The 23,279-nt window shown below is 61.7% G+C and carries 24 protein-coding genes; 15 read left to right on the top strand and 9 right to left on the bottom strand.

The genetic code is table 11. The features are described 5' to 3' along the window. Window positions 1-104 precede the first annotated feature (104 nt). The gene (locus tag AC193Q_RS23505) at window positions 105-398 is read right to left on the bottom strand and encodes a hypothetical protein (RefSeq protein ID WP_007963021.1); all 294 of its coding nucleotides are present in this window, start codon (window positions 396-398) and stop codon (window positions 105-107) included. 239 nt (window positions 399-637) lie between these two features. On the opposite strand from AC193Q_RS23505, the gene AC193Q_RS23510 reads away from it, so the two are divergent. From AC193Q_RS23510 to AC193Q_RS23530, 5 genes are all read left to right on the top strand, one after another. Beyond that, entirely contained in the window at window positions 638-940 is a 303-nt protein-coding gene (locus tag AC193Q_RS23510) for a MazG-like family protein (protein ID WP_007951009.1), read from the top strand. Next, complete coding sequence (locus AC193Q_RS23515; RefSeq protein ID WP_041068058.1) at window positions 940-1,689, top strand: methyltransferase; 750 nt, start codon at window positions 940-942, stop codon at window positions 1,687-1,689. The genes AC193Q_RS23510 and AC193Q_RS23515 overlap by 1 nt, the downstream gene beginning before the upstream one ends. A gap of 12 nt (window positions 1,690-1,701) precedes the next feature. After that, complete coding sequence (locus AC193Q_RS23520; protein WP_047291062.1) at window positions 1,702-2,313, top strand: DUF4136 domain-containing protein; 612 nt, start codon at window positions 1,702-1,704, stop codon at window positions 2,311-2,313. 51 nt (window positions 2,314-2,364) lie between these two features. Next, window positions 2,365-2,922, top strand: a complete 558-nt coding sequence (locus AC193Q_RS23525; RefSeq protein WP_007963018.1) for a DUF4136 domain-containing protein — start codon at window positions 2,365-2,367, stop codon at window positions 2,920-2,922. A gap of 253 nt (window positions 2,923-3,175) precedes the next feature. After that, window positions 3,176-5,179, top strand: a complete 2,004-nt coding sequence (locus AC193Q_RS23530) for a pilus assembly protein TadG-related protein (RefSeq protein ID WP_483878855.1) — start codon at window positions 3,176-3,178, stop codon at window positions 5,177-5,179. Here AC193Q_RS23530 and AC193Q_RS23535 read toward each other — a convergent pair. After that, window positions 5,176-7,923, bottom strand: a complete 2,748-nt coding sequence (locus AC193Q_RS23535) for a PAS domain-containing sensor histidine kinase (RefSeq protein ID WP_483878856.1) — start codon at window positions 7,921-7,923, stop codon at window positions 5,176-5,178. The genes AC193Q_RS23530 and AC193Q_RS23535 overlap by 4 nt on opposite strands. Next, window positions 7,920-8,366, bottom strand: a complete 447-nt coding sequence (locus AC193Q_RS23540; RefSeq protein WP_047291066.1) for a TadE/TadG family type IV pilus assembly protein — start codon at window positions 8,364-8,366, stop codon at window positions 7,920-7,922. The genes AC193Q_RS23535 and AC193Q_RS23540 overlap by 4 nt, the downstream gene beginning before the upstream one ends. A gap of 76 nt (window positions 8,367-8,442) precedes the next feature. Between AC193Q_RS23540 and AC193Q_RS23545 the strand changes: the two genes are divergently transcribed. Further along, a complete protein-coding gene (locus AC193Q_RS23545) occupies window positions 8,443-8,913 on the top strand; it encodes an A24 family peptidase (protein ID WP_095667635.1) in 471 nt (156 codons plus the stop codon). Window positions 8,914-9,031: 118 nt separating this feature from the next. Further along, window positions 9,032-9,817, top strand: coding sequence for a response regulator transcription factor (locus AC193Q_RS23550; RefSeq protein WP_041068038.1), 786 nt, complete (start codon window positions 9,032-9,034; stop codon window positions 9,815-9,817). Window positions 9,818-9,877: 60 nt separating this feature from the next. On the opposite strand, the gene AC193Q_RS23555 is transcribed toward AC193Q_RS23550, so the two are convergent. The 3 genes from AC193Q_RS23555 to AC193Q_RS23565 form a co-directional block, all read right to left on the bottom strand. After that, a complete protein-coding gene (locus AC193Q_RS23555) occupies window positions 9,878-10,285 on the bottom strand; it encodes a response regulator (RefSeq protein ID WP_047291068.1) in 408 nt (135 codons plus the stop codon). Between the two features lie 66 nt (window positions 10,286-10,351). Next, window positions 10,352-10,564, bottom strand: coding sequence for a Flp family type IVb pilin (locus AC193Q_RS23560; RefSeq protein WP_041068032.1), 213 nt, complete (start codon window positions 10,562-10,564; stop codon window positions 10,352-10,354). Window positions 10,565-10,683: 119 nt separating this feature from the next. Continuing rightward, on the bottom strand, window positions 10,684-10,899 hold the full coding sequence (locus AC193Q_RS23565) for a Flp family type IVb pilin (RefSeq protein ID WP_373557745.1): 216 nt from the start codon (window positions 10,897-10,899) through the stop codon (window positions 10,684-10,686). A 335-nt stretch (window positions 10,900-11,234) separates the two neighbouring features. Between AC193Q_RS23565 and cpaB the strand changes: the two genes are divergently transcribed. From cpaB to AC193Q_RS23605, 8 genes are read left to right on the top strand one after another with little or no spacing between them, the layout of a single operon-like run. Beyond that, a complete protein-coding gene (gene cpaB, locus AC193Q_RS23570) occupies window positions 11,235-12,167 on the top strand; it encodes a Flp pilus assembly protein CpaB (protein ID WP_047291069.1) in 933 nt (310 codons plus the stop codon). Between the two features lie 20 nt (window positions 12,168-12,187). Then, entirely contained in the window at window positions 12,188-13,411 is a 1,224-nt protein-coding gene (locus tag AC193Q_RS23575) for a type II and III secretion system protein family protein (RefSeq protein WP_047291070.1), read from the top strand. Next, window positions 13,408-14,598 (top strand): CpaE/TadZ family protein, encoded by a 1,191-nt coding sequence (locus AC193Q_RS23580; protein WP_095667632.1) that lies wholly within the window; start codon window positions 13,408-13,410, stop codon window positions 14,596-14,598. The genes AC193Q_RS23575 and AC193Q_RS23580 overlap by 4 nt, the downstream gene beginning before the upstream one ends. Beyond that, window positions 14,595-15,863 (top strand): TadA family conjugal transfer-associated ATPase, encoded by a 1,269-nt coding sequence (locus AC193Q_RS23585; protein WP_121183545.1) that lies wholly within the window; start codon window positions 14,595-14,597, stop codon window positions 15,861-15,863. Before AC193Q_RS23580 ends, AC193Q_RS23585 begins: the two co-directional genes overlap by 4 nt. A gap of 18 nt (window positions 15,864-15,881) precedes the next feature. Further along, window positions 15,882-16,766, top strand: a complete 885-nt coding sequence (locus AC193Q_RS23590) for a type II secretion system F family protein (RefSeq protein ID WP_483878857.1) — start codon at window positions 15,882-15,884, stop codon at window positions 16,764-16,766. A gap of 1 nt (window position 16,767) precedes the next feature. Next, the gene (locus AC193Q_RS23595; protein WP_239778663.1) at window positions 16,768-17,652 is read left to right on the top strand and encodes a type II secretion system F family protein; all 885 of its coding nucleotides are present in this window, start codon (window positions 16,768-16,770) and stop codon (window positions 17,650-17,652) included. A 22-nt stretch (window positions 17,653-17,674) separates the two neighbouring features. Then, window positions 17,675-18,397 (top strand): tetratricopeptide repeat protein, encoded by a 723-nt coding sequence (locus AC193Q_RS23600; protein WP_222016731.1) that lies wholly within the window; start codon window positions 17,675-17,677, stop codon window positions 18,395-18,397. A gap of 17 nt (window positions 18,398-18,414) precedes the next feature. Then, window positions 18,415-18,687, top strand: a complete 273-nt coding sequence (locus AC193Q_RS23605) for a DUF3613 domain-containing protein (RefSeq protein WP_041068008.1) — start codon at window positions 18,415-18,417, stop codon at window positions 18,685-18,687. Window positions 18,688-18,754: 67 nt separating this feature from the next. Here the strand turns inward: AC193Q_RS23605 and AC193Q_RS23610 are convergent, their stop codons facing one another. From AC193Q_RS23610 to AC193Q_RS23620, 3 genes are all read right to left on the bottom strand, one after another. Beyond that, window positions 18,755-20,425, bottom strand: coding sequence for a ShlB/FhaC/HecB family hemolysin secretion/activation protein (locus tag AC193Q_RS23610; RefSeq protein ID WP_047291075.1), 1,671 nt, complete (start codon window positions 20,423-20,425; stop codon window positions 18,755-18,757). A gap of 134 nt (window positions 20,426-20,559) precedes the next feature. Next, window positions 20,560-22,122: a collagen-like triple helix repeat-containing protein gene (locus AC193Q_RS23615; RefSeq protein WP_121183553.1), complete on the bottom strand. Its 1,563-nt coding sequence runs from the start codon at window positions 22,120-22,122 to the stop codon at window positions 20,560-20,562. A 301-nt stretch (window positions 22,123-22,423) separates the two neighbouring features. Beyond that, window positions 22,424-23,278 (bottom strand): MaoC family dehydratase, encoded by an 855-nt coding sequence (locus tag AC193Q_RS23620; RefSeq protein WP_483878858.1) that lies wholly within the window; start codon window positions 23,276-23,278, stop codon window positions 22,424-22,426. Between the last annotated feature and the right edge of the window lies 1 nt (window position 23,279).

A 23,279-nucleotide genomic window follows, 5' to 3' on the forward strand; every position in this document is an offset into this window, starting at 1 on the left:
ATGCAAACCAATGTGGGAGCGAGCCTGCTCGCGAAAGCGCTGTGTCATTCAGAACAGTTTTGACTGATCTGACGCCTTCGCGAGCAGGCTCGCTCCCACAAGGGCTAATGGATGATCCAGCTCAACAACCACAACCCCAACAGCAGCCAGATGATCCCGGCAATGATCGACGCATTCATGAACGCGCGAATCGCCGACCACAGCAGCATCAGGCCGACAATCAGCGCGAGGATGCTGATGATCGAGGTGTCCATGCCCAGCGTCTTCGCCAGGCCATCGACAAAATTGCCGCCAGCGTTGCTCAGTATGTTGAACAGGCCGCTGAGGCCATCGACGATGAAGCGGATGATCGAACCGAGTGCCTGGCCGAGCCATTCGAAAAAGCTTTCTACCTGCATGTGTGCATCCTGATGAAAGAGCTGAGCCTTGGGCCACAACGCGGGTGGCCGAGTTCCCTGACAGGAGTATGGCCCAATGCTGCGCCGAACGGAAAATCTGTAGGAGCTGCCGCAGGCTGCGATCTTTGGCTGTTGAGTTTCAGGGGCAAGATCAAAAGATCGCAGCCTGCGGCAGCTCCTACGTGGGCCTTGCCTTCAACGCGTATCCCCCCGAAGCTATACGCCTTCAGGAGAGCCCGATGAACCTTGTTGAACTGACCGAACGCCTGCACGCCATCCGCGACCGTAATGACTGGCGACAATTTCACAGCCCGAAAAACCTCGCCATGGCCGCCAGCGTGGAAATGTCCGAGCTGGTGGAGATTTTCCAGTGGCTGACCGAAGACCAGTCGCGCCAGTTGCCGGCGGACAAACTGGCGCATGCCGGGCAGGAAGTCGGTGACATCGTCCTGTATCTGTTGCTGCTGTGCAGCGAGTTGGGGCTGGACATGAATGAAGTGGTGCGCAGCAAGCTGGCTGACAGCGAACGGCGGTTCAGCTGATGAGCGACCGGCATTTCGATCAGTTGGCGACCCGTTTCGCCGAAAAAATCTACGGTGGCGCCAAAGGCGCGATTCGCCTGGCGGTGTTGCAGGCCGACCTGGCCGAAGCGTTGCCGGACCGGCCATTGCGCGTGCTGGACATCGGTGGCGGTCTGGGCCACATGTCGCTGTGGCTGGCCGAGCGTGGCCATCAAGTGACCTTCACCGAACCGGCCGAACCGATGCTCGAAGGAGCCCGCCAGCGCTTCGCCGAAGCCGGGCAGAGCGCGACGTTCATCCAGGCGCCGTGGCAGGAGCTGCTCGGTCAGCTCACCGAACCCTACGATCTGGTGATCTGCCACGCCGTACTCGAATGGCTGGCCGAACCCCATGCGATCCTGCCAGTGCTGCATCAGCTGACCAGCCCCGGCGGCTGGCTGTCGCTGGCGTTCTACAACCGGGATGCGCTGATTTATCGCAACCTGCTCAAAGGCCATTTCAAGAAAATGCGCAAAAACACCATGGCCGGTGAAAAGCAAAGCCTGACCCCACAGCAGCCGCTTGATCCGCGGGAGCTGGCAACGCAACTCGAAGGGTTGTGGCAGGTCGAAACCCAGAGCGGGATCCGGGTTTTTCACGACTACATGCCCGTGGAATTCCAGGCTCGCGCCGAACTCGTGGATTTGCTGGAGATGGAGCTCGCTCACCGTCGCCACCCAAGCTTCGCCGGGCTTGGGCGTTACTTGCACTGGATCTGCCGGCCGATCTGATCGGAGCATCGCATGAAAGCTCAATCCGGTTTATTGCTGATCTGCCTGGGGCTGGCCGCCTGCCAGGGCAGCAACCCGTACGTCGCGCAGTCACGGCCGTTGCCGCCGGCACCGCCGCAAGCGGCCAACACCTTTGATCGCAGTGCTTATCCGGCACCGCCACGCGATTACGGGCGCTATCGCAGTTGGGCCTGGCTCAACGGCCAGTTGCCGCCGGGCACGGCGTGGGCCGACTCGGCGCAAGTGGCCGAAGCGGTGAGCAATGCGCTGGATCAGCGCGGATTGCGGCCGTTGCACGACAACCGACCGGCCGACCTGTTGGTCAGCGCCAACCTGCGTCTGGAAACCCGCTTGCGTCAGGTGCAGGACGACTACGGCTACTACGGCGGATACGGTGGCTATGATCGCTACGGACACGGTTACGGCATGTATAACACTGTGCCGATTGTTCGCACCTATCAGGAGCAGGTCGTGGTGGTGCAGGTCAATCTGTTCGACGCCGGCACCGGGCAACCGGTGTGGAGCGCCAGCGCCGAAACCGCCAACCAGGGCAGCCAACTGGTGCGCACCGATGCCATTCGCGAGGCTCTGGAAAAAGCCCTGTCGGCCTATCCGCCGAGCTAGACTTCAGGTGAGAACGCTTCGCAGGTTCAGGCCTTCAACCGGAGAACAACCATGTTCCGTCGTCTCGCTTTACTGGCCATGGCCGCGCTGCTCAGTGCCTGCGCTGCCAACCAGGTCAATCACGACTTTGACGCCAGCCGCGATTTCGCCGCCTATCGCAGCTGGAGCTGGAAAGAACCCGCGCTGCAATATCGCCCGGATGATCCACGGATCAAGAGCGACCTGACCGAGCAACGCATCCGCCAGGCCGTCAGCGATCAGCTCGACCAGCGCGGTTTGCGTCCCGCCGCGGCGGGGGCCAAGGGCGACCTGAGCGTGCAGACCTACCTGATTGTCGAGGATCGCCAGCAGCAAGTGACCACCAACTACGGCGGCGGTTGGGGTGGCCCGTGGAACGGTTACTGGGGCGCGCCGATGTACAACGAAACCCGCAACATCACCTACAAGGTGGCAACAATCCAGATCGACCTGCTCGACGGCAAGGACGGCAAACTGGTGTGGCGCGGCAGCGACGAGCAGATGCTCAGCAGCACGCCCAATCCGCAGGATCGCAGCAACGCGGTGCGCGAAACCGTCAGCCGGATATTGGCCAACTATCCACCGCGCTAGTGCGCCGTAAAAAAGCGGGAGCCCAAGAGGCTCCCGTTTTTTTGCCCCGCCACAAATCTCCCTGTGGGAGCGGGCTTGCTCGCGAAGACGGCGTGTCAGCCACCTCCATGTTGAATGACACAGCGCATTCGCGAGCAGGCGAGGTCTGCAGGGTTTTGTGCAGCACCAAATGGCGCGTTGCCACTAGCGCCGTCTACACTCAATTCCACCATCGGAGGTAGCGCTCGGCAACGCGCCAGCAAAGGAGTGCGCCATGTCGCCTCGTACGCAGTTCAATGGCAAGGCCCGGCAACGCGGGGCGATCGGCTTGATGGCGGCTGCGACCCTCAGTCTGGCGCTGGTGTTGATGCTGTTGGTGGTCGACACCGGTCGGCTGTATATGGAGCAGCGCAAGTTGCAGCGGGTGGTCGACAGTGCCGCGCTGGAAGCCGTCAGTCGCGGCGGCAACTGCCAGTCCGGTCTCAGCGCCGCGACTTACGCCGGGCAAAGCGCCGTGCGCAATGGCTACATCGTCGATGGCAACAACACGCTGGTGACCACTTGCGGCAGCGTACAGACCGCCGCCACCGGACTGCGCGCGTTCACTGCCGATGCGACGCAGTCGACGGCGGTGAAAGTCGCTGCCAGCCACACAGTGACCACCAGTTTTGCCGGTGGGGTACAAGCGCTGTTCACGGGCTCGGCGGTCAGTCTGAACACCACGCTGAATGCTTCGGCTGTCGCCGCCCAGCCGACACCGACGGTTGCGCAACTGAACATCCGCAGCAACCTTGCGAGCATCAACACCGCACAATCGAACATCCTCAATCCGCTGTTCTCCGGGCTGCTCGGCGGCAACGTCAACCTCACGGCACTGGGCTGGGATGGCCTGCTCAATACCGACATCAACCTGCTCAGCTACCTCAACCAACTGGCAATCAACCTCAACGTCGCGGCCGGTAACTACACGCAACTGCTCAACACCCAGGCCACGGTCACCCAACTGATTCAGGCGGCCGCGACGGTGGTGCAGCTCAACGGCGCGACCGCCACGGTGATCACTGCGCTGGGGCAATTGCAGGTTGCGGCGATCAATGCGGCGCCGGTCAAGCTCGGCGACATCCTGCAGTTGCAGACCGGCACGACAGCGGCCGGGCTGGATGCCAACCTGCAACTGCTGCAATTGATTCAGGGCGTGGTGCAACTGGCCAACAGCAAGAGCGCGGTGGCTGCGACCTTGCCGATCAGCGTGCTGGGACTGGCGAATGTCACGGTGCGGGTCAAGGTGATCGAGCCGCCGCAGTTCTCGGCCATTGGCGATCCGGCGCGGGCCAAGGCCAATCCGTTGGGGCCGGACCGGATTTATGTGCGCACGGCGCAGATTCGCACGCTGCTCTCGGTGAATCTGCCGGTGCTGACCGGGGTGACCGGGTTGACCAACGCCGTACTGGGGCTGGTCGGTACTTTGACCCCGACCCTCAATGCGCTGTTGAGTCTGAATCTGGTGGCGACCCTCAACTCGGTCGGTTGTCTGCTGGGTGCCGGTTGCGAACAGCTTGATCCGCTGCTGTTGCCATCGCCGCAAATCGACATCGCCCTGGATGCCGGTGGGGCGGTCAGCTACGTCACCGATTACAGCTGCCCGGCAGGCCCGGGCACTGCGGGCACGAAAAGTCTGACCGCCCATACCCTCACCTCGATCGCGGACCTCAAGGTCGGCAAGATCGACCCGACCAATGCCTTTTCCTCACTCGCCGAACCGACGGTCACACCGTTGCCACTGGTCGATCTTGGCACCGTGACCTGCCACAAGATCCTCGGCATTGGCAGTTGCGACGAGAGCACCCACGTGCAGTACGGGGCGGGCGGGATCGCGATCATGATCAATACCAGCGTCGCGCAAAACGCTCAGGATCTGCTGTATTCCAGCAGCACGCCGTTCGCCACGCCGGCCAACCTCAAACTGCCGCCAAGCGTGATCTCGGCGGCGCCGTCGAGCAATATCGTCAACAGCCTGGCGAACACGTTGGCGGGGATCAATCTGATCGTTTACAAACCGCAGGGCAGCAATCCACTGGGCGCCATCGTCACTGGCGTGGCCAGCCTGATCAGTGATGTCACGGCGATTTTGCAGCCACTGATTACCAACCTCGTCAGCCCGTTGCTCGACCCATTACTCAACAACCTGCTGAAAAGCCTGGGCATCAACCTGATGGACGTCGACGTCGGCGCCAACATGACCTGCGGTCAGACCGGCAAGGCTTATCTGGTGATCTAAACGTCCGCCGCTATCGGCAACTCGATGCAGAAACGTGCGCCCTCCAGCGAGTTGCGCACGCTCAAATGGCCGCCCATGTTTTCAATGATGCCGTAGCTCACCGACAGCCCCAGACCGGTGCCGACGCCCACCGGTTTGGTGGTGAAGAACGGTTCGAATATGCGCTCCAGCAAACGCGGGTCGATGCCGCCACCGTTGTCCTCAACCCACAGCCGCACCTTGCTTTCATCGCGCTCGGCGTAAATCGAAATCCAGGGTTTGAATGACGCGTCCTTCTCGCGTTTGCCGAGCAGCGCATCGCGGGCATTGACCATCAGGTTGATCAGTACCTGTTCCAGCTGATCGACATAACCGCGCACCTGCACGCTAAAACCGGTTTCGCTGATCCGCAGGTCGACACCTTTGCCGCGCATGCCTTCGGCGAGCAACGACAGCGTCCCTTCGATGGCCGAAGCCGGATTGAACAGTTGCTGCTCGACCTCCGAGCGGCGACCGAACACGCGCATGTGATCGACCACTTTCGCCGCGCGCTGCACCTGGGCGTCGATGCGATTGAGTTTGTCGGTCAGGTAGTCGATCTGCACATCACCATTACCCAGACGCTTGAGCACGTTGACGATGGCCATGCGCATCACGTTCAGCGGCTGGTTGATTTCGTGGGCCAGGCCGGTGGCCATTTCGCCGAGGGTGGCCATTTTCGCGCTTTGTGTGAGTTGCTGTTGCGAGCGGCGTACCTCGGTGTTGTCGCGGCCCACGGCCTGCACTTCGAGCAGGCGCCCGTGTTCATCGAACACCCCGCGATCGGACCATACCCACCAGGCATGTTCGCGCCCAGGTAATTGCAGGCTGATTTCGGCAGTGCTCACCGGCAGCTCCGGAGTCAGCAGCGCCAGGCGTTGCACGAAGGCGGCGCGTTGTTCGTCGGACATCCAGCTGCCCAGATCGACCCCCGGCAATTGCTCCGGCGAGCATTCCAGATAAGTCGCCAGTGGCCGGTTGCCGAAGGTCAGGGTCAGGTCCGGACGATAACGGCAAATCATCGCCGGCGAGTCTTCCACCAGAATCCGGTAGCGCTCTTCGCTCTGTTTGACCTGTTCGGCGGCGAGGGTCGCTTCGGTGACGTCCAGCCACAGGCCGACGGCTTCGACCGGCAGGCCCAGGTCATTGCGCAGCAGCTTGGCTTCATCGAGCAGCCAGTGGTATTCGCCGCGCGCGTCGCGTAAACGAAAGCGCGCGCGCACCGAGCCTTCACGCAGCAGTTGGCGGGTGCGGGCGAAATACAGATCGCGGTCTTCAGGATGAATCAATTGCACCCAGTCAGTGCCAATGCCCTCGTCCGGCGTCCAGCCCAGCAGCGGCTGCAAACTGGCGCTGAAGAAATCGGGACGTAGCGCGCCCTCGACGTAACGCTGCACATAAATCACCGCTGGCGAACTGGCGATCAGGTTGTCCAGTCGCGCGTGCGCAGCTTCGGCTCGCTGCTGCTGGTTCCGGTTGTCGCTGATGTCGAGCATGAACCCCACCAGTCGCCGCTGTTCACCACTGCCGGCGACCTGACCTTGCACGCGATACCACAGCGGTGTTTGTCCTGATTCGCTGCGGTGCAGACGAACGCTCAGGCTCAGGGCTTCGCCGTGCAGTTGCAGGGCGTGCACACGGCTGCGCAGTTCTTCGCGGTCGGCCGGATGAATCAGCCCCAGCCAGGCTTGCAGCGAGATTCGAGCGCTGTCCGCCGGCAGCGCAGCGAGCAGCGACGGCGCCAGCAACACGTCGTCCCCGAGCATTTCCCACCAGCCGGTACCCAGCAGGATTTGCAGCGACTCGAGGCGCTCGGTGTAGTGATGATGTTGCTGATCTCGCAGACGGCTGAGCAGCGGGCCGGCGAGCGCGCCGGTCAGTGACATCCAGTCGCGGTCGCTCAGGTGTGGCGCGACAACGCCCACGGTGTAGAAACCACAGAGCAGCCATGCCGCCACCCCGCGATCATCGCTGTAGGGCACGGCGAAACCATCGGCGTTGCCGAAGATCGCTGCAACGCGCGAGTGTTCGAACAAACCGTGATGCGCGCCGAGACGCTGCGGTGCACTGCCGTTGAGGCTGTCGAGCGGCGTGCCCAGACGCTGGTTGTCCTGCCATAGCATAGGGGCATCGTGGGCGCGATAGTGTTGAAAAATCTGCCAGCCCTGTGCCTGTTCGTCGAGCAGGGCGATGGCCAGGCACGGGATTCGCCAGCGCTGGGCGATGGCCTGCAACTGCTCGCTGAGCACCACCGGCAGGCGCATCAGGCTGCAGGTGCGCAGGTGGTCGCTGATCTGCCCGGCAAGGGCCTGACAGGATTCGCGGTGGCGCGATTGCTGGCGCTCCAGCAGCAGGTCGCCGATGTCCATCAGTTGCAATACCCAGCCCGCCGCCGAAGGCTGCACCCAGCCGCGCAAATGCAGGGTCTGGTCACTGAGCCCGGGGAAATCCAGGTCGAGCATTTGCCCCTGCCAATCCTGCGGCCGGCCTTCGATCGCCAGTGTACTGTGGGCGAGTAAATAGGCCGCCAACGGCAGCGGCGAATCGTGTGGCGGCTGTTGCGCCAACAGATGACGCAACGGCCCGGCCATCTGCAGTACGCCGCCGTCGTGATCCAGGTGCAGGTGCAACCCCTGCGGCGGTGAGCCGAGGTGGTCGGGCAGTTCGCTGGCGGGCGCGGGCGCACGTTTGAGCAGGCGTCCGAACAGATGGTCGCCGGAGGTCAAAATTTCAGGCTCGACGCGGCGGAGAGGGTGGCGGGCAGGCTCGGCACGGCACCCACGCCCGGTAGCACCAGAAACGGAATGACCTGATTGAGCTTGCTGGTGGGGTAATCGACTCTGACCGTCAGCGTACCTTGAGTGGCGTCATACACCGCCGAGGTGTCGACGCCGACCACCAGGTTCAGCGCGGGTGGCACCCACTGCAACTGCTGGGTCAACGCGGTGTTGGCAGTGCTCACCACCACGGAGGCATAACCGGGCGTGTTGGGGTCGACTGCGACGCTGCGGCGCACCGCTTCGGATGTCGCCTCATTGAAGGTCTGCATCAATACAAACGGCAGGCTGTAACTGACCAGCGCGTAGAACACGGCAAAAAAAATCACGAATACCAGGGCGAATTCGATCGCCACTGCGCCTGCCTGTGATTTTGCGAAGCCGGTTTTCATGACTGCGTCTACCCTGACGTTCACTGCGTAGTATCAGCATAGAATCAATCAGCAAAATCGGACGGGATTTAACCGGATGCAGAGTTTCGTTCTCCTGATCTGGCTGGCCGTGTGCGCCGTCCAGGATGCCCGAAAACGGCGTATCGCCAATGCACTGACATTCGGCGCGGGAGCACTGGCGCTGATCTATCTGCTGGTGACTGGCACGACCTGGCTCGGTGCCGAAGCGCAGCAGGGACTGTGGGCGGGCGTGATCGCTCTGGTGTTGACCCTGCCGGGGTACTTCATGGGGCGCATGGGGGCCGGCGATGTGAAACTAATGACAGCCATGGGCCTTGCGACGAACGGTTTATTCATTCTTTGTGCGTTTATCGGCGCCGGCGTCGCCAGTCTGCTCTGGCTGCTTGTTGCGCCAAGAGTCTGGCTTCATATGAGTCAACGACTTAGAGAACATCTTCGATATATGGAACCTGGAGTGTCAAAGAAGCTGCCATTTGCACCGTTCGTGCTGCTGGGCGTACTGGCTTCGATTCATTGGATCCATTAGTCGCCAGGTGCCACTAGTTCTATGTACATAGTCGGAAAGTGCGTCTACTTTCAAATGAAGTCGTTACATTGCCAAAGTGCAGAAAAAGTCAGCTTTGGCCCGAGCAATGGAGTGGTTCGTGAACAAGCTTACGTCGGCGGTAAAAGTGCTCGTGGTCGATGATCAGCCGTTGATCGTCGAAGAGTTGTGCGAGTTTCTCGAAAGCAGCGGGTACCGCTGTGTGCCGTGTGAATCCAGTGCGCAGGCGATCGAGCGTTTCAGCGAAGACGCGGAAATCGGCCTGGTGCTGAGCGATCTGCACATGCCGGACATGGACGGCATTCAGCTGGTGCAGGAACTGCAACGAATCTGCGGCAAACACCGGGTGTTCGAAGCGATCATGCTCACCGGGCGCGCCGACAAACAGGACGTGATCAAGGCCCTGCGCGCGGGGATCGCCGATTACTATCAGAAGCCGATCGAGCTGGATGAACTGCTCGAAGGCGTGAAGCGTCAGGAAGCGGCTCTGCAGGAGCGGCACAAGAATGTGCAGTTGGGCCACCTGAACCAGAAGCTGCAGTTTCTTTCCGAATCCATCGATGACCTCTACCAGGACCTGGACAAGGTCCGGCGCAACCCGGCGGCGGTGGTCAAAGACATGCTCGGTGGCGACAGCGCCGAAGCCGAGCAGGAGATTCCGGCGATCTTCAATCAGTTGTCGCCACGGCAACTGGATGTGGCGCGGCTGGTGGGCAAAGGGCAGACCAACTATCAGATTGCCTGCGAGTTGGGCATCACTGAAAACACTGTGAAACTGTACGTTTCCCAGGTATTGCGCCTGACCCACATGCACAACCGCACACAGTTGGCATTGGCGCTGTCGCCCAGTGCTTCGGCCGCCCGTCAGCGTGTAACCGCACACTGATCGCGATTGCCTGCCTTCCACGGGCAGGCAGTCAATTCTTCCAAAAACACTTCAAGAGAATTACCCGACCTGCGTCTTCGGTTTAGGGAACAGATTGTCCAACGTTTCCAGCAGCCGCACGTGGTAGATCGGCTTGCGAAACAGGTCCAGAACCTGCAGGCGCAGCATGTCGCTGACGTCCTCCATGTCGGCATGTCCGGAGGTCACGATCACCGGCAGATGCTGGCGCGACGTGTGCTCGCGCAGGCGCTTGATCAGCGACATGCCGGACTCCTCCGGCATACGCAGATCGGTGATAACCAAGGCAATATCCGGATGGCGGGTGAGGTGATGCAGGGCGAGTTTCACCGACGTCGCGGTGTGGCAGACAAAGCCCTCGCCCTCCAGTAGCTCGGCCAGCTCAAGCAACGCGTCCTCTTCGTCGTCAACCAGAAGCAACTGTTGGCGGGGGAGTGAGGAAGCAGTCATGGGCAGTCCCTGAAAAGCTGAAAGTGCAATCGAGTGTAGCGCGACATTCGCTGGACGCGACTCACATCAGGGGGTTTGCACCGGAGCGGTCTGCGCGGTGCCGCCGAGGGATACCAGGACGCTATTGAAAATCGCAAAGATTTTCGCGCCCAGTGGTGTGATGAACACCACCACAACGACCGCTACCATCGCCACCACGATTGCATACTCGATGGCGGATGCAGCCTCTGTACTTGCCAGAAACGACCTCAGGCGCAATATCAGATATTCGAGGATCATTGACATTCTCCTTCGTAACGGCGGGTGATCGGACTTGTGAAATCCGAAGATTTGCCAGTGTCTGAGCGCTGCTGCTGGTCAGCATGGACCCGGACACTGGACGACGGGAGGGATGTTGATCAAGGCGTCGTTCTGACCTGTGCCGTGCCACCGAGCTTGGTCAGCACCACGTTGAAAATGGCCAGCACCTTGTCGCCGATGGGCGTCACAAACACCACGACCACCACCGCCACCATTGCCACCACGATCGCGTATTCGATGGCCGACGCACCTTCTTCACTTCTGCACAGCAGCCTGGCCCTGGCCAGTAGATAGTCGATGATCATCCGAAACATACGTCCACTCCTTCGCGCCTCTGGCGCCGATCCAACGCTACAGCGGCATGCTTTCACCGTGCTATCAGAGCATTGTCAACAAACCCCCGGTCAACAACTGTAAGAACGGATTAATCACAAAGGATTAACCGGATTGTTAATTGAGCCAATCCCTACAGTTAATTGGCCATGACTCATACTTTAGTGAGTTATTTTCCTGTCACTAATGGCGTTTTGGCTCGTATCAGCTAGCTTGGAAATAGCGAAATCGTTGCATGTTCATAGCTGCCTGATCGCGAAAAATTCTCTCGGCAGGAAGTACAGGCTGTCGGTGCAGCAGGAAAGGGAGAGCCGTCATGAACAGTCGCGTCACCATGGGCCTTGCAGCCGTGCTGCTGTTGGGCGCAATCATCGTCGGTTACTGGGGCCTGGTGCTCAGTCGGCAACCGGCTCCGGTTGCCCAGGTGCCTGCCGCTGCGCCCGTCGTGGTGGAAAAAACCGTCGCCGCCGCCGAAGATCAGACCCGTCAGCCCGTGGTCGTGTTGTTACACGATGTTCCGCCGTTCACTCCGCTGACCGCTGCCGATGTGACCGTGGAAAAATTGCGCAATGCGCCGGCCGGCAGCCTTGCCAGTGTTGATCAGGCAGTGGGTCGTACCCCGTGGCGGCATTTGAGCGCCGGCACCTGGCTCAACGATGAAAGCTTCGAGGCGGGCGGCTCACTGGCGCGGATGATCCACAGCGACGAGCGCGCTCTGACGGTGGCCGTGGATGAAGTGATCGGCGCTGCCGGGCAACTGCTCCCCGGCGACTATGTCGATGTGCTGCTCTACCTGCGCCAGGACGCGAGCAATCTGCAGCAGTCGGCGCAAATCGTCGTACCGGCCATGCGCGTGCTTGGCGTGGGTGAACAATACGGCCTGACCAACGACGGCCAGCCCGCCAATCCGGCCCTCAGCGCCGACGACAAACTCAAACAGGATCAACGCCGGATCGCTGCGCGCACCGTGGTCCTGGCCGTACCTGAACAATTGCTCAGCCGGATGATGCTCGCCACCCAGGTCGGCACTTTGCGTCTGGCCGTGCGCAGCAGCGAAGAGCAGCGGCTGGCGAAATACTGGGCCGGTGAACAGCAGGCGCCGGCGCACCTGGATAACGCCAACAGCCAACTCTTCCAGTTCACGCAACTGGCCTTGGGCGCCGCGCCGAAAGCGCCGTCCTCAGGTGGTCATGAACGCAAGCCGATGGAAGTGATCCGCGGTAATCAGGTTTCCCAACAAGCCCCATGACTGAGCAAGGATCCACGTGCATGCAGAGTCGATTCAGGCCGTTATTAAAACCGGTAGTCCCGGCCTTGATACTGATGGGACTGACGATGAACGCGGCCATCGCGGCCACCGGCAATTGCTCGGCGCTCGGTCGCATGCCGCCGGTGATCGAGATCGGCGAAGGGTTCCAGCAGGACATCCAGTCGCCCGTGGCAATCACCCGGGTGGCCATCGGTGATCCGAAGATCGCTGATGTGCATGACACCGGCAGCGCTTCTTTTTTGCTCACTGGCGTGGCCCCCGGCGCCACCAGCCTGATGGTCTGGACCGCGTGCTCCAGTGAGCCGCGTCAGAGCATGGTGTTCGTGCAAGGCAGCGCCACGGCGGCGTTGACCAGCACCAGCAGACTGCCTTCCGATGACCCGACGCTGCCTTCGCAAGTGCAGACCGACATTCGCTTCGTCGAAGTCAGCCGCACCAAACTCAAGGAAGCCACGGCCTCTTTGATCGGCGTACGCGGCAATTTTCTGTTTGGCTCGCCCGGCACGCTGCCCGATGTCGGTGGTGTGCCGACACCGAAGTTGCCGGTGAATAATGGCCAGTTCAATTTTTCCTGGATCGGCGGCAAGACCATGGCGATCATCAATGCGCTGGAAGGCAGCGGTTTTGCCTACACCCTCGCGCGGCCGAGTCTGGTCGCGCTGAGCGGGCAGAGCGCAAGCTTTCTGGCCGGTGGCGAAATCCCGATTCCGGTGCCCAGTTCCGGCAGCGATACGGTGACCATCGAGTACAAGGAGTTTGGCATCCGCCTGACCCTGACGCCGACCGTGATCGACCGCAATCGCGTGGCGCTGAAGGTCGCGCCGGAAGTCAGCGAACTGGATTACGCCAACGCCATCAATATCGCCGGCACCCCGGTGCCGGCCCTGACCGTACGCCGTACCGATACCAGCGTATCGCTGGCCGACGGCGAAAGTTTCGTCATCAGTGGCTTGATCAGCACCAGCAACACCTCGCAAGTGAACAAGTTTCCGGGGCTGGGTGATATCCCGGTGCTCGGCGCGTTTTTCCGTGATTCGCAGATCAAGCGCGAGGAGCGCGAACTGCTGATGATCGTCACCCCGCACCTGGTGCAGCCATTGGCGGCCGATGCGCAGCTGCCGTCGCTGCCGGGCGAAAAATTGCGCAACTACGATCCGAATTTCTACCGCATGTTCTTCCTCGAAAACGGCAACTTCGACAAGCGCAGTGGGTTGTCCCAATGAACCAGAACCTGAGCCAGACCTTTCTTGCGATCACCCGTAACAGCACCGATCTGGAGTGGCTGCAAGGCGCTCTCGCGCCGCTGGGCCAGGTGGTCAGCGCCGGGGCCGGGAGCCTGGACGAGTTGCTGGCGCTGGTCGATGTCACCTTCGCCAGCCTGGTGTTCGTCGGCCTCGACCGTGATCACGTGGTGGCGCAGAGTGCGTTGATCGAAGGTGCGCTGGAAGCCAAACCCATGCTCGCCATCGTTGCTCTGGGTGATGGCATGGACAACCAGCTGGTGCTCAATGCGATGCGTGCCGGCGCCCGGGATTTCGTCGCGTACGGTTCGCGGGCCAGTGAGGTCGCCGGGCTGGTGCGGCGCCTGAACAAACGCCTGCCACCGGTGACCACCAACACCCAACTGGGTGGCCTCACCGTGTTGTTCGGCACCCAGAGCAATTCCGACGGAGCGCTGCTGGCCAATCACATGGCGCTGGTGGTGCAAAAGAGCGGTCAGCAAACCTTGCTGCTGGATCTGGGCCTGCCCCGGGGCGACAGCCTGGCGCTGCTCGGGCTCGAGAGTTCGTTCCACTTCGGCGATGCCTTGCGTCACTTGCGCAGGCTCGATGCGACACTGATCGACAGTGCCTTCACCAGCGCTGAAGCGGGGCTGCGGATTCTGGCGTATGCCAGCAGCGACGAGCCGCTGGACAGTACCAGTGCCGCCGAGCTGTACATGTTGCTCAGCGCCTTGCGTCAACACTTCCAGCACATCGTCGTGAACCTCACCGGGCAGTCCGACAGTGAAGCCTTGCGTACGTTTGTCAGCCATTGCGACAAGCTGATCTGGTACACCGATCAGAACGTGCTCAACTGCCGTCGCAACCTTGCCGTGCTCAACCAGTGGCGCGAGAAAGGCATGAAACTCGACCACGCACGCTTGCTGGTGGACGGTTACTTGAGCAGCGTCGCCCCGGACGCCGAAACCCTTGGCAAGACCTTCAACCTGGAGGTGATCGCGGTGTTGGCAGCCAACGCCGAAGTGCGCTTGAACGCCAAGAACCAGGGCGTCAGCCTGTTCGAACTGGCCCCGCGGGAAAAACTCACACAGAGCCTGCGCACCCTCGGCGAACGTCTGGCCAAGCGCTCCGAAGGCCTGGCCAAACCCAAGGTCACCTGGTTCGACCGCTTGCGAGGCACCTCATGAGCGCGGAAAAACTGTTCGGCGCGGTGCAGCACGGCGCGACCGGCAACACCGATCACGAAGGCCTGAAGCTGGTCCTGCATCGCTACATCATTGACGCCATCGAAGAGTCGGGGAAGAACCTGCTGGAAGGCTCGCGCCAGTTGCTGGCGCAATTTGTCACCGACAAGGTCGCCGAATACATCGCCCGTCTGCACCTGGCGATTTCCCGTTACGAGATGGAGCGCCTGGCCGAAGAAATCGTCGACGAACTCACTGGTTTCGGCCCGCTGGAAGTGCTGCTGCGCGATCCATCGGTGACCGAGATTCTGGTCAACGGCCCGCACCGGGTGTTCATCGAGCGCGACGGTGTGCTGCATCAAAGTGACCTGCGCTTTATCGATGCGCATCACGTCGAGCGGGTCATGCAGCGGATTCTCGCGCCACTCGGGCGACGTCTCGACGAGTCTTCGCCGATGGTCGATGCCCGCCTGCCGGATGGCAGTCGGGTCAACGCGATCATCCCGCCGATCGCTCTCGATGGCCCGTGCCTGTCGATTCGCAAGTTTCGCAAGGACATGCTCAAGAGCAGTGACCTGATGGCGATGCAGACCATCGATCTGGCGATTTTCGAGTTTCTTCAAGAGGCGGTGGGCAAGCGCTGCAACGTGCTCATCAGCGGCGGTACCGGCACTGGCAAGACCACGCTGCTGAACATCCTCAGCCAATTGATCAACCCCCACGAACGTCTGGTGACCATCGAAGACGTGGCCGAATTGCAGCTTGGCCACCCGCATGTCGTGCGCCTGGAAACCCGCCCGCCAAATGCTGAGGGTCACGGTGAAGTCAAGGCCAGCGACCTGATTCGCAACGCCCTGCGCATGCGTCCCGACCGGATCATCCTCGGCGAGATTCGTGGGGTCGAAGTGGTCGATGTACTGACCGCGATGAACACCGGCCACGACGGCTCGATGAGCACCGTGCACGCCAACAATGCGCAGGATGCGCTGCTGCGTCTGGAGACGCTGGTGGGGCTGACCGGACGCTCGATCGCCGAGCGTACCCTGCGCCAGATGATCTGCGCCGCCCTCGACGTGATCATCCAGCTGACCCGCATGCCGGACGGCCGCCGTTGTGTCAGCGAGGTGGTGGAAGTGGTCGGCATCCGCGAAGACATCTATGTCACCAACACCTTGTTTCGCCTTGATCGGCGTACCGGTTTCGGCTTCCTGCGCGAAGCGGTCAATCCGGCCGGCGACAAGTTGCGCCACGAGATGAACCTGAGCTGAGAGCATGGGACGCACATCATGATCGGACCGGTCATTCTCATCCTGCTTTGTCTGATTCTGCTCGGGCTGTCGATCTGGCTGTTCGTGCACGGCATCCACAAGAGCGGCAACGAACGGGTGCTCAATCGCCTCGCGGCGGGGCAGCCACAACTCGTTGCCCAGAAACCGGCGTGGGTCGGGTTCGAACGCATGTTCCTGCGTGCGGGGCTGGGCCGTCCCAACGAACGTTTCGGCCTGTGGCTGACCTTGTGGGGCGTGGCCATTGCCCTCGGGTATCTGCTGGCGAGCTGGATCGGTCTGCTGTCGATGCTGTTGGCACCGCCGCTGATTCTGCGTCTGTACATGTCCTGGCGGTACCACCGGCGGATCAAACGCATGATCGAGCAGTTACCGCAGTTGCTCGACTACACCGTGCGCAGTCTCAAGTCCGGCCGCACCCTGAGTGACGCGGTCATGGGCGGCATCGAGTCGAGTGACGATCCGCTGAAAGAAGCCATGGGCCGGGTGCAACGCAACGTGCAACTGGGCGTCAATCTGCCGGATGCGGTCAGTGACTTTGCCGAGCTTTATGAACAGGACGAATTGCGCATGTTCGCCCTCGGCCTGAAGGTCAATCATCGCTATGGCGGCAATGCCAGCGAGTTGCTGGAGAACCTGATCAAGCTGATCCGCGAGCGTGACCAAGGTGCCCGGCAACTGCGCGCGCTCACCGGCGAAACGCGTATGACGGCCTGGGTGCTGGGTTCGCTGCCGGTGATCCTGGTGGGCTACTTCATGCTGACCAACCCCGGCTACATGCTTGGCATGTGGCACGACGGCGGTGGGCGGACCATGTTGATCATCGCCGTGGTGTTGCAAGTGACCGGCTGCCTGGCGCTGTGGCGCATGTTGCGGAGTGTTTGACATGGTCTATCTCGCCGCTCTGATGCTGCTGCTCGGCGCCCTGTTGCTGGTGGTCAATCACTTGCTGACGGAGCGGCGTCGGGTGCGCCAGGTCAACCAGCGGTTGCAGGGGCATCTGGTGCGTGAGAGCCGTTTCGGCAACTGGCTGCGAGCGTTGGGCAACAGCAAGTTCGGCCAGCGTTCGGTGAGCATCGACAGTGAAACCCAGACCCTGCTCAGCCGCCTCGGCTGGCGCCGCGCCAGTGAGCGTTCGCTGTACGCCGCGTGCCAGATCGGCACGCCGCTGCTGGTTTTGGGGCTGGCGATCTTTCTGCAGGAAGTGTTTTTCCCCCACGCCGCCAACCGCTGGATCGTGCCGATGCTCGCCACCGGTGCCGGTTACCTGTTGCCCAAGCGCTTGCTGGCGTACGCCGCCGGGCGTCGGCAGAAAACCATCGCCGTGGAAATCTCCACGTTCATCCCGTTGCTGCGCATCCTGTTCGAGTCGGGCATGGCGGTCGAACAGGCCCTGCGCGTGCTCAGCAGCGAAGGGCAGAAACTGCTGCCGGAACTGACCCGCGAACTGCGCCTGATTCTGGCCCGGGTCGACTCGGGACTGGAATTGGGGCAGGAGCTGAACAAGGCCTCGGTGATGCTCGCCGTCGATGAGTTCACCGACACCTGCGTGATCCTGCAACAGCTGATTCAGCAGGGCGGCGGGGCGATGAAATCGTTGCTGGCGCTCAAACAATTGCTCGACGACCGGCGCCTGACCCGACTGCAGGAATACATCTCGAAGATGTCGGCGAAGATGTCGGTGGTGATGATGCTGTTTCTGTTTCCTGCCTTGCTGATCGTACTGGCCGGCCCGGGGTTCACCGCGATTACCCGGGCGTTTGCAAACTGACGTGGGCTCATGGAGAGCGTTGATGAAAGCACTGATTGTCGTGGCAAGTCTGTTGATGCTCGGTGGCTGTGCCACTGACGGCCAGGCACCGTGGTCGGCAATGCTGGCGCCGAGCAGTTGCAGCAAGCTCGACTCCGAACAGGAACTGGCCCTGAACCTGGCGGATGATCTGGCCAACGACGGCAAGCTGCACGCCAGTCTGGCCAACCTGCAAAGCCTGCCCGACAACCTGGTAGAGGTGCGCTTGCGCAAGGCCAGGGTTTACCGCTTGCTCGGGCGCAACGAGGCCGAGCCGCTGTATCGCGGCCTGCTCGGCACGTGCCTGACGGCGGACGCCGAACATGGTCTGGGGCAGATTTATGCCGCCCGTGGCGATAACGGTCAGGCCCAGGCGCACCTGCAGCGCGCGGTGCGTCTGGCGCCAACCAATGACAAGATCCGCAACGACCTGGGCGTGGTCTACCTCAACCAGTTGCGTCTTGAAGACGCGCGCTTCGAATTCCTTACCGCTATTGAACTCAAGCAGAACGATCAACTGGCTCCGCTGAATCTTGTGACCTTGCTGCTGTACCAGAACAACTGGCAGCAAGCCGCCGAAATCGTCAGCCGCGCGCACCTGACGCCGGAGCAATTCTCCGAAGCCCAGGCCCGTGCGGAAAAACTCAAGGTGCCGGCCAAGGCCCCGACCGCGGCCGGTAATCAAGTGGCGGTGGTGGCTGACCCACAACCGTCGACGCTCAAGTGACATTGCGGGAGATCACCATGAACACCGTGCACCGCCTAAGCTGCCTGATACTGCTCAGCCTGCCGCTAGCAGCCCAGGCGATCGACGCCGGCCCGGCCTCGGCGCAGCAACAGGAAACCGAAGGCTGGCTGGTGCTGCAAAGCCGTAACCAGGCGGCCTCGACGAAACCGCAAACCGCCACGGCGGCCGAGCGGGAACAGGCGATGCAGCGCTGGCTGAAGAAGTACAAGTATGAGATTCCGGACTTCTACGACCCGGACGCGGGCGGCAAGATCGAGACCAAGAACTAGGTTGCTGGCGAGGCTCAATCCATTGCGTCATCGCCGCTAAAGCAGCGATGACGCAATGACTGAAGGTCTACAACTGATAACTGAAACTGATGCTGTAGCGCGCCCGTCGATTGAACGTATCCAGCGCCTCATCAGACATTGGCTTGGCGGCCTCCAATGCAATGTTGTAGTACTTGGCATCGCCAAAACGCAGCCCCACTGCCGCCGATGACAGGTCGTTGCTCTGTACCGCGAGCTTGTTGAACCAGGTTTTCGAACGGTCCAGCACCACATACGGCTGAAGGATGCGCACCCAGTTGCCGTCGCGGTTGAAGCTGTAGTTGACCTCGTAGGCCGCACCCCAGCCCTTGTCGCCCGACGCCTGGTCGTCCGGGTAGCCACGGCCGAAGTTCTGTCCGCCAAACACGGCGCGTTCGCTGTCGGGCAGGGTGTCATCGCTCCAGTACAACGCGGCCGACAACACGCCTTGCCAGTTGTCGAAGAACTTGTCGCTCTGCACGCCGGAGAGGCGCAGGCGCAGGAAGTTCAGGTCCAGTGCCGGGTTGTTGGAATGTGCGCCCATGCTGTCCAGCCCCTGATACAAGCCACCACTGACAATCCGCAGTTGGCGGGCATCGGTCTTGCGCCAGTCGCTCTCGAACGCGAGGGCACGCACGTTGGTGCGCTCTTCGATGCTGAGCGGATAGCCGACTACGTTGTAGCGGTTTTTGTCATCCACTGCATACAGCCGTGCACCGGCGTTGAGCAGCTCGTTGGAGGCCGCAATGAACGGGTGGCTGACACCGATGGAGTAACGGTCGTCTTCCTTGTGCGGTTTGAGTTCGAAGCCATCGCTGGTGAGCACATTGGTGCCCGGATCGGCCCGGTAGCGTGAGGCAAACAGGCTCAGTTGCGTGCCTTCGCTGTTGAGGAACTGGTTGTAGTCCAGTCGGTAGTAATGCTCGTGATCATCCCCCGGCGGAAACAGCCCGCTGAGGGTCAATTGCTCGCCCATGGCGGTCTGCGAGTTGCTGCTGACCCCGAGCAACGCCTGGGTGCCATTGCGGTTGTCTTCGGTGGTGCTCAGGGTGCTGGTGAACGGTTTGCGGCTGGCCTGGGCCACCAGTGTTGTTGCGCCGTCGGTGGTGCCGGGCGGCGGCACTTGAGCCTGCACCGTCACGCCGGGAATGCGGGTCATCAACGTGGTATAGCGCTCGAAGGTCTTGCGGGTCAGCGGCCGTTCAGCCTGGATTTTCGCTGCCAGCTTGTCGAGCAGACCTTTGACCCGGCCGACGTCGCCCTGCATCTGGATGTCCCTGACGTAGCCTTCCACCAACACCACCCGCGCGACTCCATCGTCGAATTTTTGTTGGGGCAAGAACGCGTAGGACAGCAGATAACCGTCCTGTTGGTAGCGGCGGGTAATGGTGCGGGTGGCTTCGATCAGGTCGGCGAGGCTGGTCGGGTGACCGATCAGGGGTTTATAGATCTCGGCCAGTTCGCTGAGTGGATAGATCGTCCCGCCTTCAATCTGGACCGTCTTCAGGGAGATTCTGGTTTCCATCATCAGCGGCTGGGCACTGGCCGCGCCGGGTTCCGGTACTTGCACCGGAGTAGTGGCCGGGCGATAGGCATCGGCCGGCAGGTTCGGCACGGGCAGGTTACGGGTGGTTTCGTTGCTGTTGAGAAAACTGGGCAGGGTGTCGGCGAGGGCGGCGGAACTGAGACTGAGGAACAGCAGGGATGCCATTACGCGCATAGGACACTCCATGGTCAGATCACAGCGTTGGGCTGAATTTTTCCTAAGAAAAAAGCGGAAGACTCGTGGGAATCTTCCGCCCTCAACCAAGCGTAGGCGCTGTAGGTGAGGCCGTCGAATCGGCCAGGTGCAATTTAGCGTTTGTTGCCTCCAAGCGTGCCGGTCAGGCCACCGAGTACACCGCCCAGGCCACCGGTTGCGGTGCCGCCGGTGCTGGTGCCACCGTTGAGCAGGCCGCCGACTGCACCAACGGTAGCGCCGACGTTGCTGACCACACCACCGACGGCGGTCGTGACCGGGTTGTTGGTGGACGCGAGGGTGGCGCCAACTGTGCTGACTGCGCCGCCGACCTGGCCGGTGAGACCGGCGACCGGCGCGCCCAGACCTGTGGCGGCGCCGACTTGTTGAGTGACGCTGGTGACCGCACTGGTGACCGGGTTCAGCCCTGCGCCGACGGTAGCGCCGACGGTGGCCAGCGGCGAGGTGGTGGCGGTGATCGGCGTGCCCGAGCCACCGAGAACGGTGTTGAGCGAAGCGATGGTGTTGCCCAGTCCGCCAGCCGTGACGCCGCCGGCGCTGACCACGCCGTTGGTGCTGCCGGCGTTCAGACCGGCACCCACATTGACCACGGCGCCGCCTACGGTTTGCAGCAGGCCGGTACCGCCCAGACCGCCACCGAGGCCGCCGCCCAAGCCACCACCGGAAGCGGTGCCATTGTCGACCAGACCGCCGGCTTTGCCGACCGTGGTGCCAACGTTGGTCAGGGCGCCGCCAACGGTGTTGGTCAGGGCATTACCGCTGCCGGCACCGGTAACTTGACCGCCCAGGCCTTTGACTGCACCACCGACCTGGCCGAGGACACCGTTGAGCGGAGCACCGAGGCCGGTCGCATCACCTACTTTGTCGGTGGTGCTTTCCACCATCGCAATCACCGGCACCAGACCGTTACCGACGCTTTTGGTCACTGAACCGAGCGGGCCTGTGGTGGTGGCCAGGCTCAATGTGTCGCCGAGCATGGTGACTTTCTCGCCGACGCCATCAAGCACCGGTGCCACTTTGGTCACCACGCCACCGACGACTGGAACGCTGCCGGTAGCGGTCGCCAGTTTGCCGCTCAGGTCCGAGACGCCGGTACCGACATCTGAAACCACGCCGCCGACCGAGGCTGCGGTGACGCCCAGGCCATTATCGACCGTACCCAGTTTGCCGATACCGTTGGCCACGCCGTCACCCAAAGTGCTGACCACATTGCCAGCGGTGTTGGCCGCGCTTTGCACGACGCCACCGACCACGGGAACCGTGCTGAGCGAATCGCCGACCTGGCCGACGCCGTCGCCGACGCCTGCGACGGTATTGCCGACATCCTGCACCAGGGTGGTGGTCACCAACGGGGTGGTGGTCGGGTTGGTCGGATTGGTTGGGTCCGTAGGGTCGGTCGGGTTGGTTGGGTTGGTCGGATCTGTCGGGTTGGTCGTGCCGGTACCGCCAGTGCCGCCAGTACCGCCTGTGCCAGCGGTATCGGTGCCGCCAGTGCTGCCGGAACCTCCGGTGCCGCCAGTGCCCGATGTCGCGCTGTCAGGCGAAGAGCTGCCGGAACTGCTGTGATGGCCGCCACCGCCGCTGCTGCAGCCCGCGAGGCCAAGGGAGAGGATCAATGCCAGAGCTGTTGCCGATTTGCACCACACTTGAGTTTTCATGATTGAGATTCCTTGCACCTGTAACAACATTCGTCGTTTTCGATGGCTCACCCGTCTGTCGCCGGTGATGCCTCGTCCGTGGTGTCAATCTCGATCGCGTCGCGGCTTGCCGCCATTCTCAAGTTGGTATTAACGCCTTTATATATAAGGCGCCACGCAGTGCCTAAGGACTAATACCCAGGATATAAACGCGCAAAAAAAAGCCTTGAAAATCAAGGCTGGGAGTTTTTCAGGGCACCGCGTGAAGGGCGGGAAAACTTAAGTGATATATACACAATTTACAGGCTTGCCCGGGGTGGAATCAGGCAACCGGTTGCCACTGACCAACCATATGCTCCAGATCGCCAGCACCGATCAGGCGTAATTCGCCACTCGACCCTGCCGCACTCGCCAGCAACGAAACCTCACTGGGCAAACGCACCGGTTTGCGAAAGTGCACGACGATTTCCAGGTTGGCTTTTGGCAAGTGATCGGCCAGTGCCGCAAGGGTTCGTGCCTTGTTCCACAAGCCGTGAGCAATCGCCGTGGGAAAACCGAACAGCCTGGCACTGGCGGCGCTCAGGTGAATCGGGTTGTAGTCGCCCGAGACCTTGGCGTACTGCCGACCGATATCGGCCGGCGCTTTCCACTGCGCCACTTGGGTCAGAGGCTGCGCAGGTTCCCACTGTTGTTCGACCGGTTCGCCGTCGAGTTTCACCCCGCGACAAAGCATCTGGCTTTCGGCTTCCCACAGCGGCCCGAGTTGATCATCGAGGGTGGTCAACACATCGAAGGTTGCCCCTTTGGGATGCGGCTGCAGGTTGTGCACGCGGACGCTGACTTGTGCGCGACTGATTCCGCCCATCGGCCGCCATACACGGACGCGGTTGCTCAGATGAATCAACCCCAGCAGCGGGAACGGAAAATCTTTCTGCGTGAGCAATTGCATTTGCAGGGCGAATGCGAGGATGTGTGGATAAGTCGGCGGCAGCAGGCCGTCATCGGCAAAGCCGCAGACCTTGCGATAGGCCGCCAGCTTCTGGCCGTCGACATCGATCCAGCAGCGCAAGCCGCTGTCGGGCAGTCGGGTGCCGGTAATCTTGCGTCGGGTCGCGGCCCGCGCATACAGGCCGGGCAGGCTCGGTTCGCGGTCGAGGGTGTGCCATTCAATGCTCATG

This window comes from Pseudomonas sp. F2 (genome assembly GCF_057174385.1).

Bases quoted from the DNA above. Each gene is read 5' to 3' on its own strand.
- AC193Q_RS23525 (WP_007963018.1), top strand. From the start codon at position 2,365: ATGTTCCGTCGTCTCGCTTTACTGGCCATGGCCGCGCTGCTCAGTGCC.
- AC193Q_RS23530 (WP_483878855.1), top strand. From the start codon at position 3,176: ATGTCGCCTCGTACGCAGTTCAATGGCAAGGCCCGGCAACGCGGGGCG.
- AC193Q_RS23595 (WP_239778663.1), top strand. From the start codon at position 16,768: ATGGTCTATCTCGCCGCTCTGATGCTGCTGCTCGGCGCCCTGTTGCTG.
- AC193Q_RS23510 (WP_007951009.1), top strand. From the start codon at position 638: ATGAACCTTGTTGAACTGACCGAACGCCTGCACGCCATCCGCGACCGT.
- AC193Q_RS23620 (WP_483878858.1), bottom strand. From the start codon at position 23,278: ATGAGCATTGAATGGCACACCCTCGACCGCGAACCGAGCCTGCCCGGC.
- AC193Q_RS23580 (WP_095667632.1), top strand. From the start codon at position 13,408: ATGAACCAGAACCTGAGCCAGACCTTTCTTGCGATCACCCGTAACAGC.
- cpaB (WP_047291069.1), top strand. From the start codon at position 11,235: ATGAACAGTCGCGTCACCATGGGCCTTGCAGCCGTGCTGCTGTTGGGC.
- AC193Q_RS23505 (WP_007963021.1), bottom strand. From the start codon at position 398: ATGCAGGTAGAAAGCTTTTTCGAATGGCTCGGCCAGGCACTCGGTTCG.
- AC193Q_RS23555 (WP_047291068.1), bottom strand. From the start codon at position 10,285: ATGACTGCTTCCTCACTCCCCCGCCAACAGTTGCTTCTGGTTGACGAC.
- AC193Q_RS23590 (WP_483878857.1), top strand. From the start codon at position 15,882: ATGATCGGACCGGTCATTCTCATCCTGCTTTGTCTGATTCTGCTCGGG.
- AC193Q_RS23610 (WP_047291075.1), bottom strand. From the start codon at position 20,425: ATGCGCGTAATGGCATCCCTGCTGTTCCTCAGTCTCAGTTCCGCCGCC.
- AC193Q_RS23520 (WP_047291062.1), top strand. From the start codon at position 1,702: ATGAAAGCTCAATCCGGTTTATTGCTGATCTGCCTGGGGCTGGCCGCC.
- AC193Q_RS23560 (WP_041068032.1), bottom strand. From the start codon at position 10,564: ATGATCCTCGAATATCTGATATTGCGCCTGAGGTCGTTTCTGGCAAGT.
- AC193Q_RS23515 (WP_041068058.1), top strand. From the start codon at position 940: ATGAGCGACCGGCATTTCGATCAGTTGGCGACCCGTTTCGCCGAAAAA.
- AC193Q_RS23600 (WP_222016731.1), top strand. From the start codon at position 17,675: ATGAAAGCACTGATTGTCGTGGCAAGTCTGTTGATGCTCGGTGGCTGT.
- AC193Q_RS23545 (WP_095667635.1), top strand. From the start codon at position 8,443: ATGCAGAGTTTCGTTCTCCTGATCTGGCTGGCCGTGTGCGCCGTCCAG.
- AC193Q_RS23585 (WP_121183545.1), top strand. From the start codon at position 14,595: ATGAGCGCGGAAAAACTGTTCGGCGCGGTGCAGCACGGCGCGACCGGC.
- AC193Q_RS23615 (WP_121183553.1), bottom strand. From the start codon at position 22,122: ATGAAAACTCAAGTGTGGTGCAAATCGGCAACAGCTCTGGCATTGATC.
- AC193Q_RS23540 (WP_047291066.1), bottom strand. From the start codon at position 8,366: ATGAAAACCGGCTTCGCAAAATCACAGGCAGGCGCAGTGGCGATCGAA.
- AC193Q_RS23565 (WP_373557745.1), bottom strand. From the start codon at position 10,899: ATGTTTCGGATGATCATCGACTATCTACTGGCCAGGGCCAGGCTGCTG.
- AC193Q_RS23605 (WP_041068008.1), top strand. From the start codon at position 18,415: ATGAACACCGTGCACCGCCTAAGCTGCCTGATACTGCTCAGCCTGCCG.
- AC193Q_RS23575 (WP_047291070.1), top strand. From the start codon at position 12,188: ATGCAGAGTCGATTCAGGCCGTTATTAAAACCGGTAGTCCCGGCCTTG.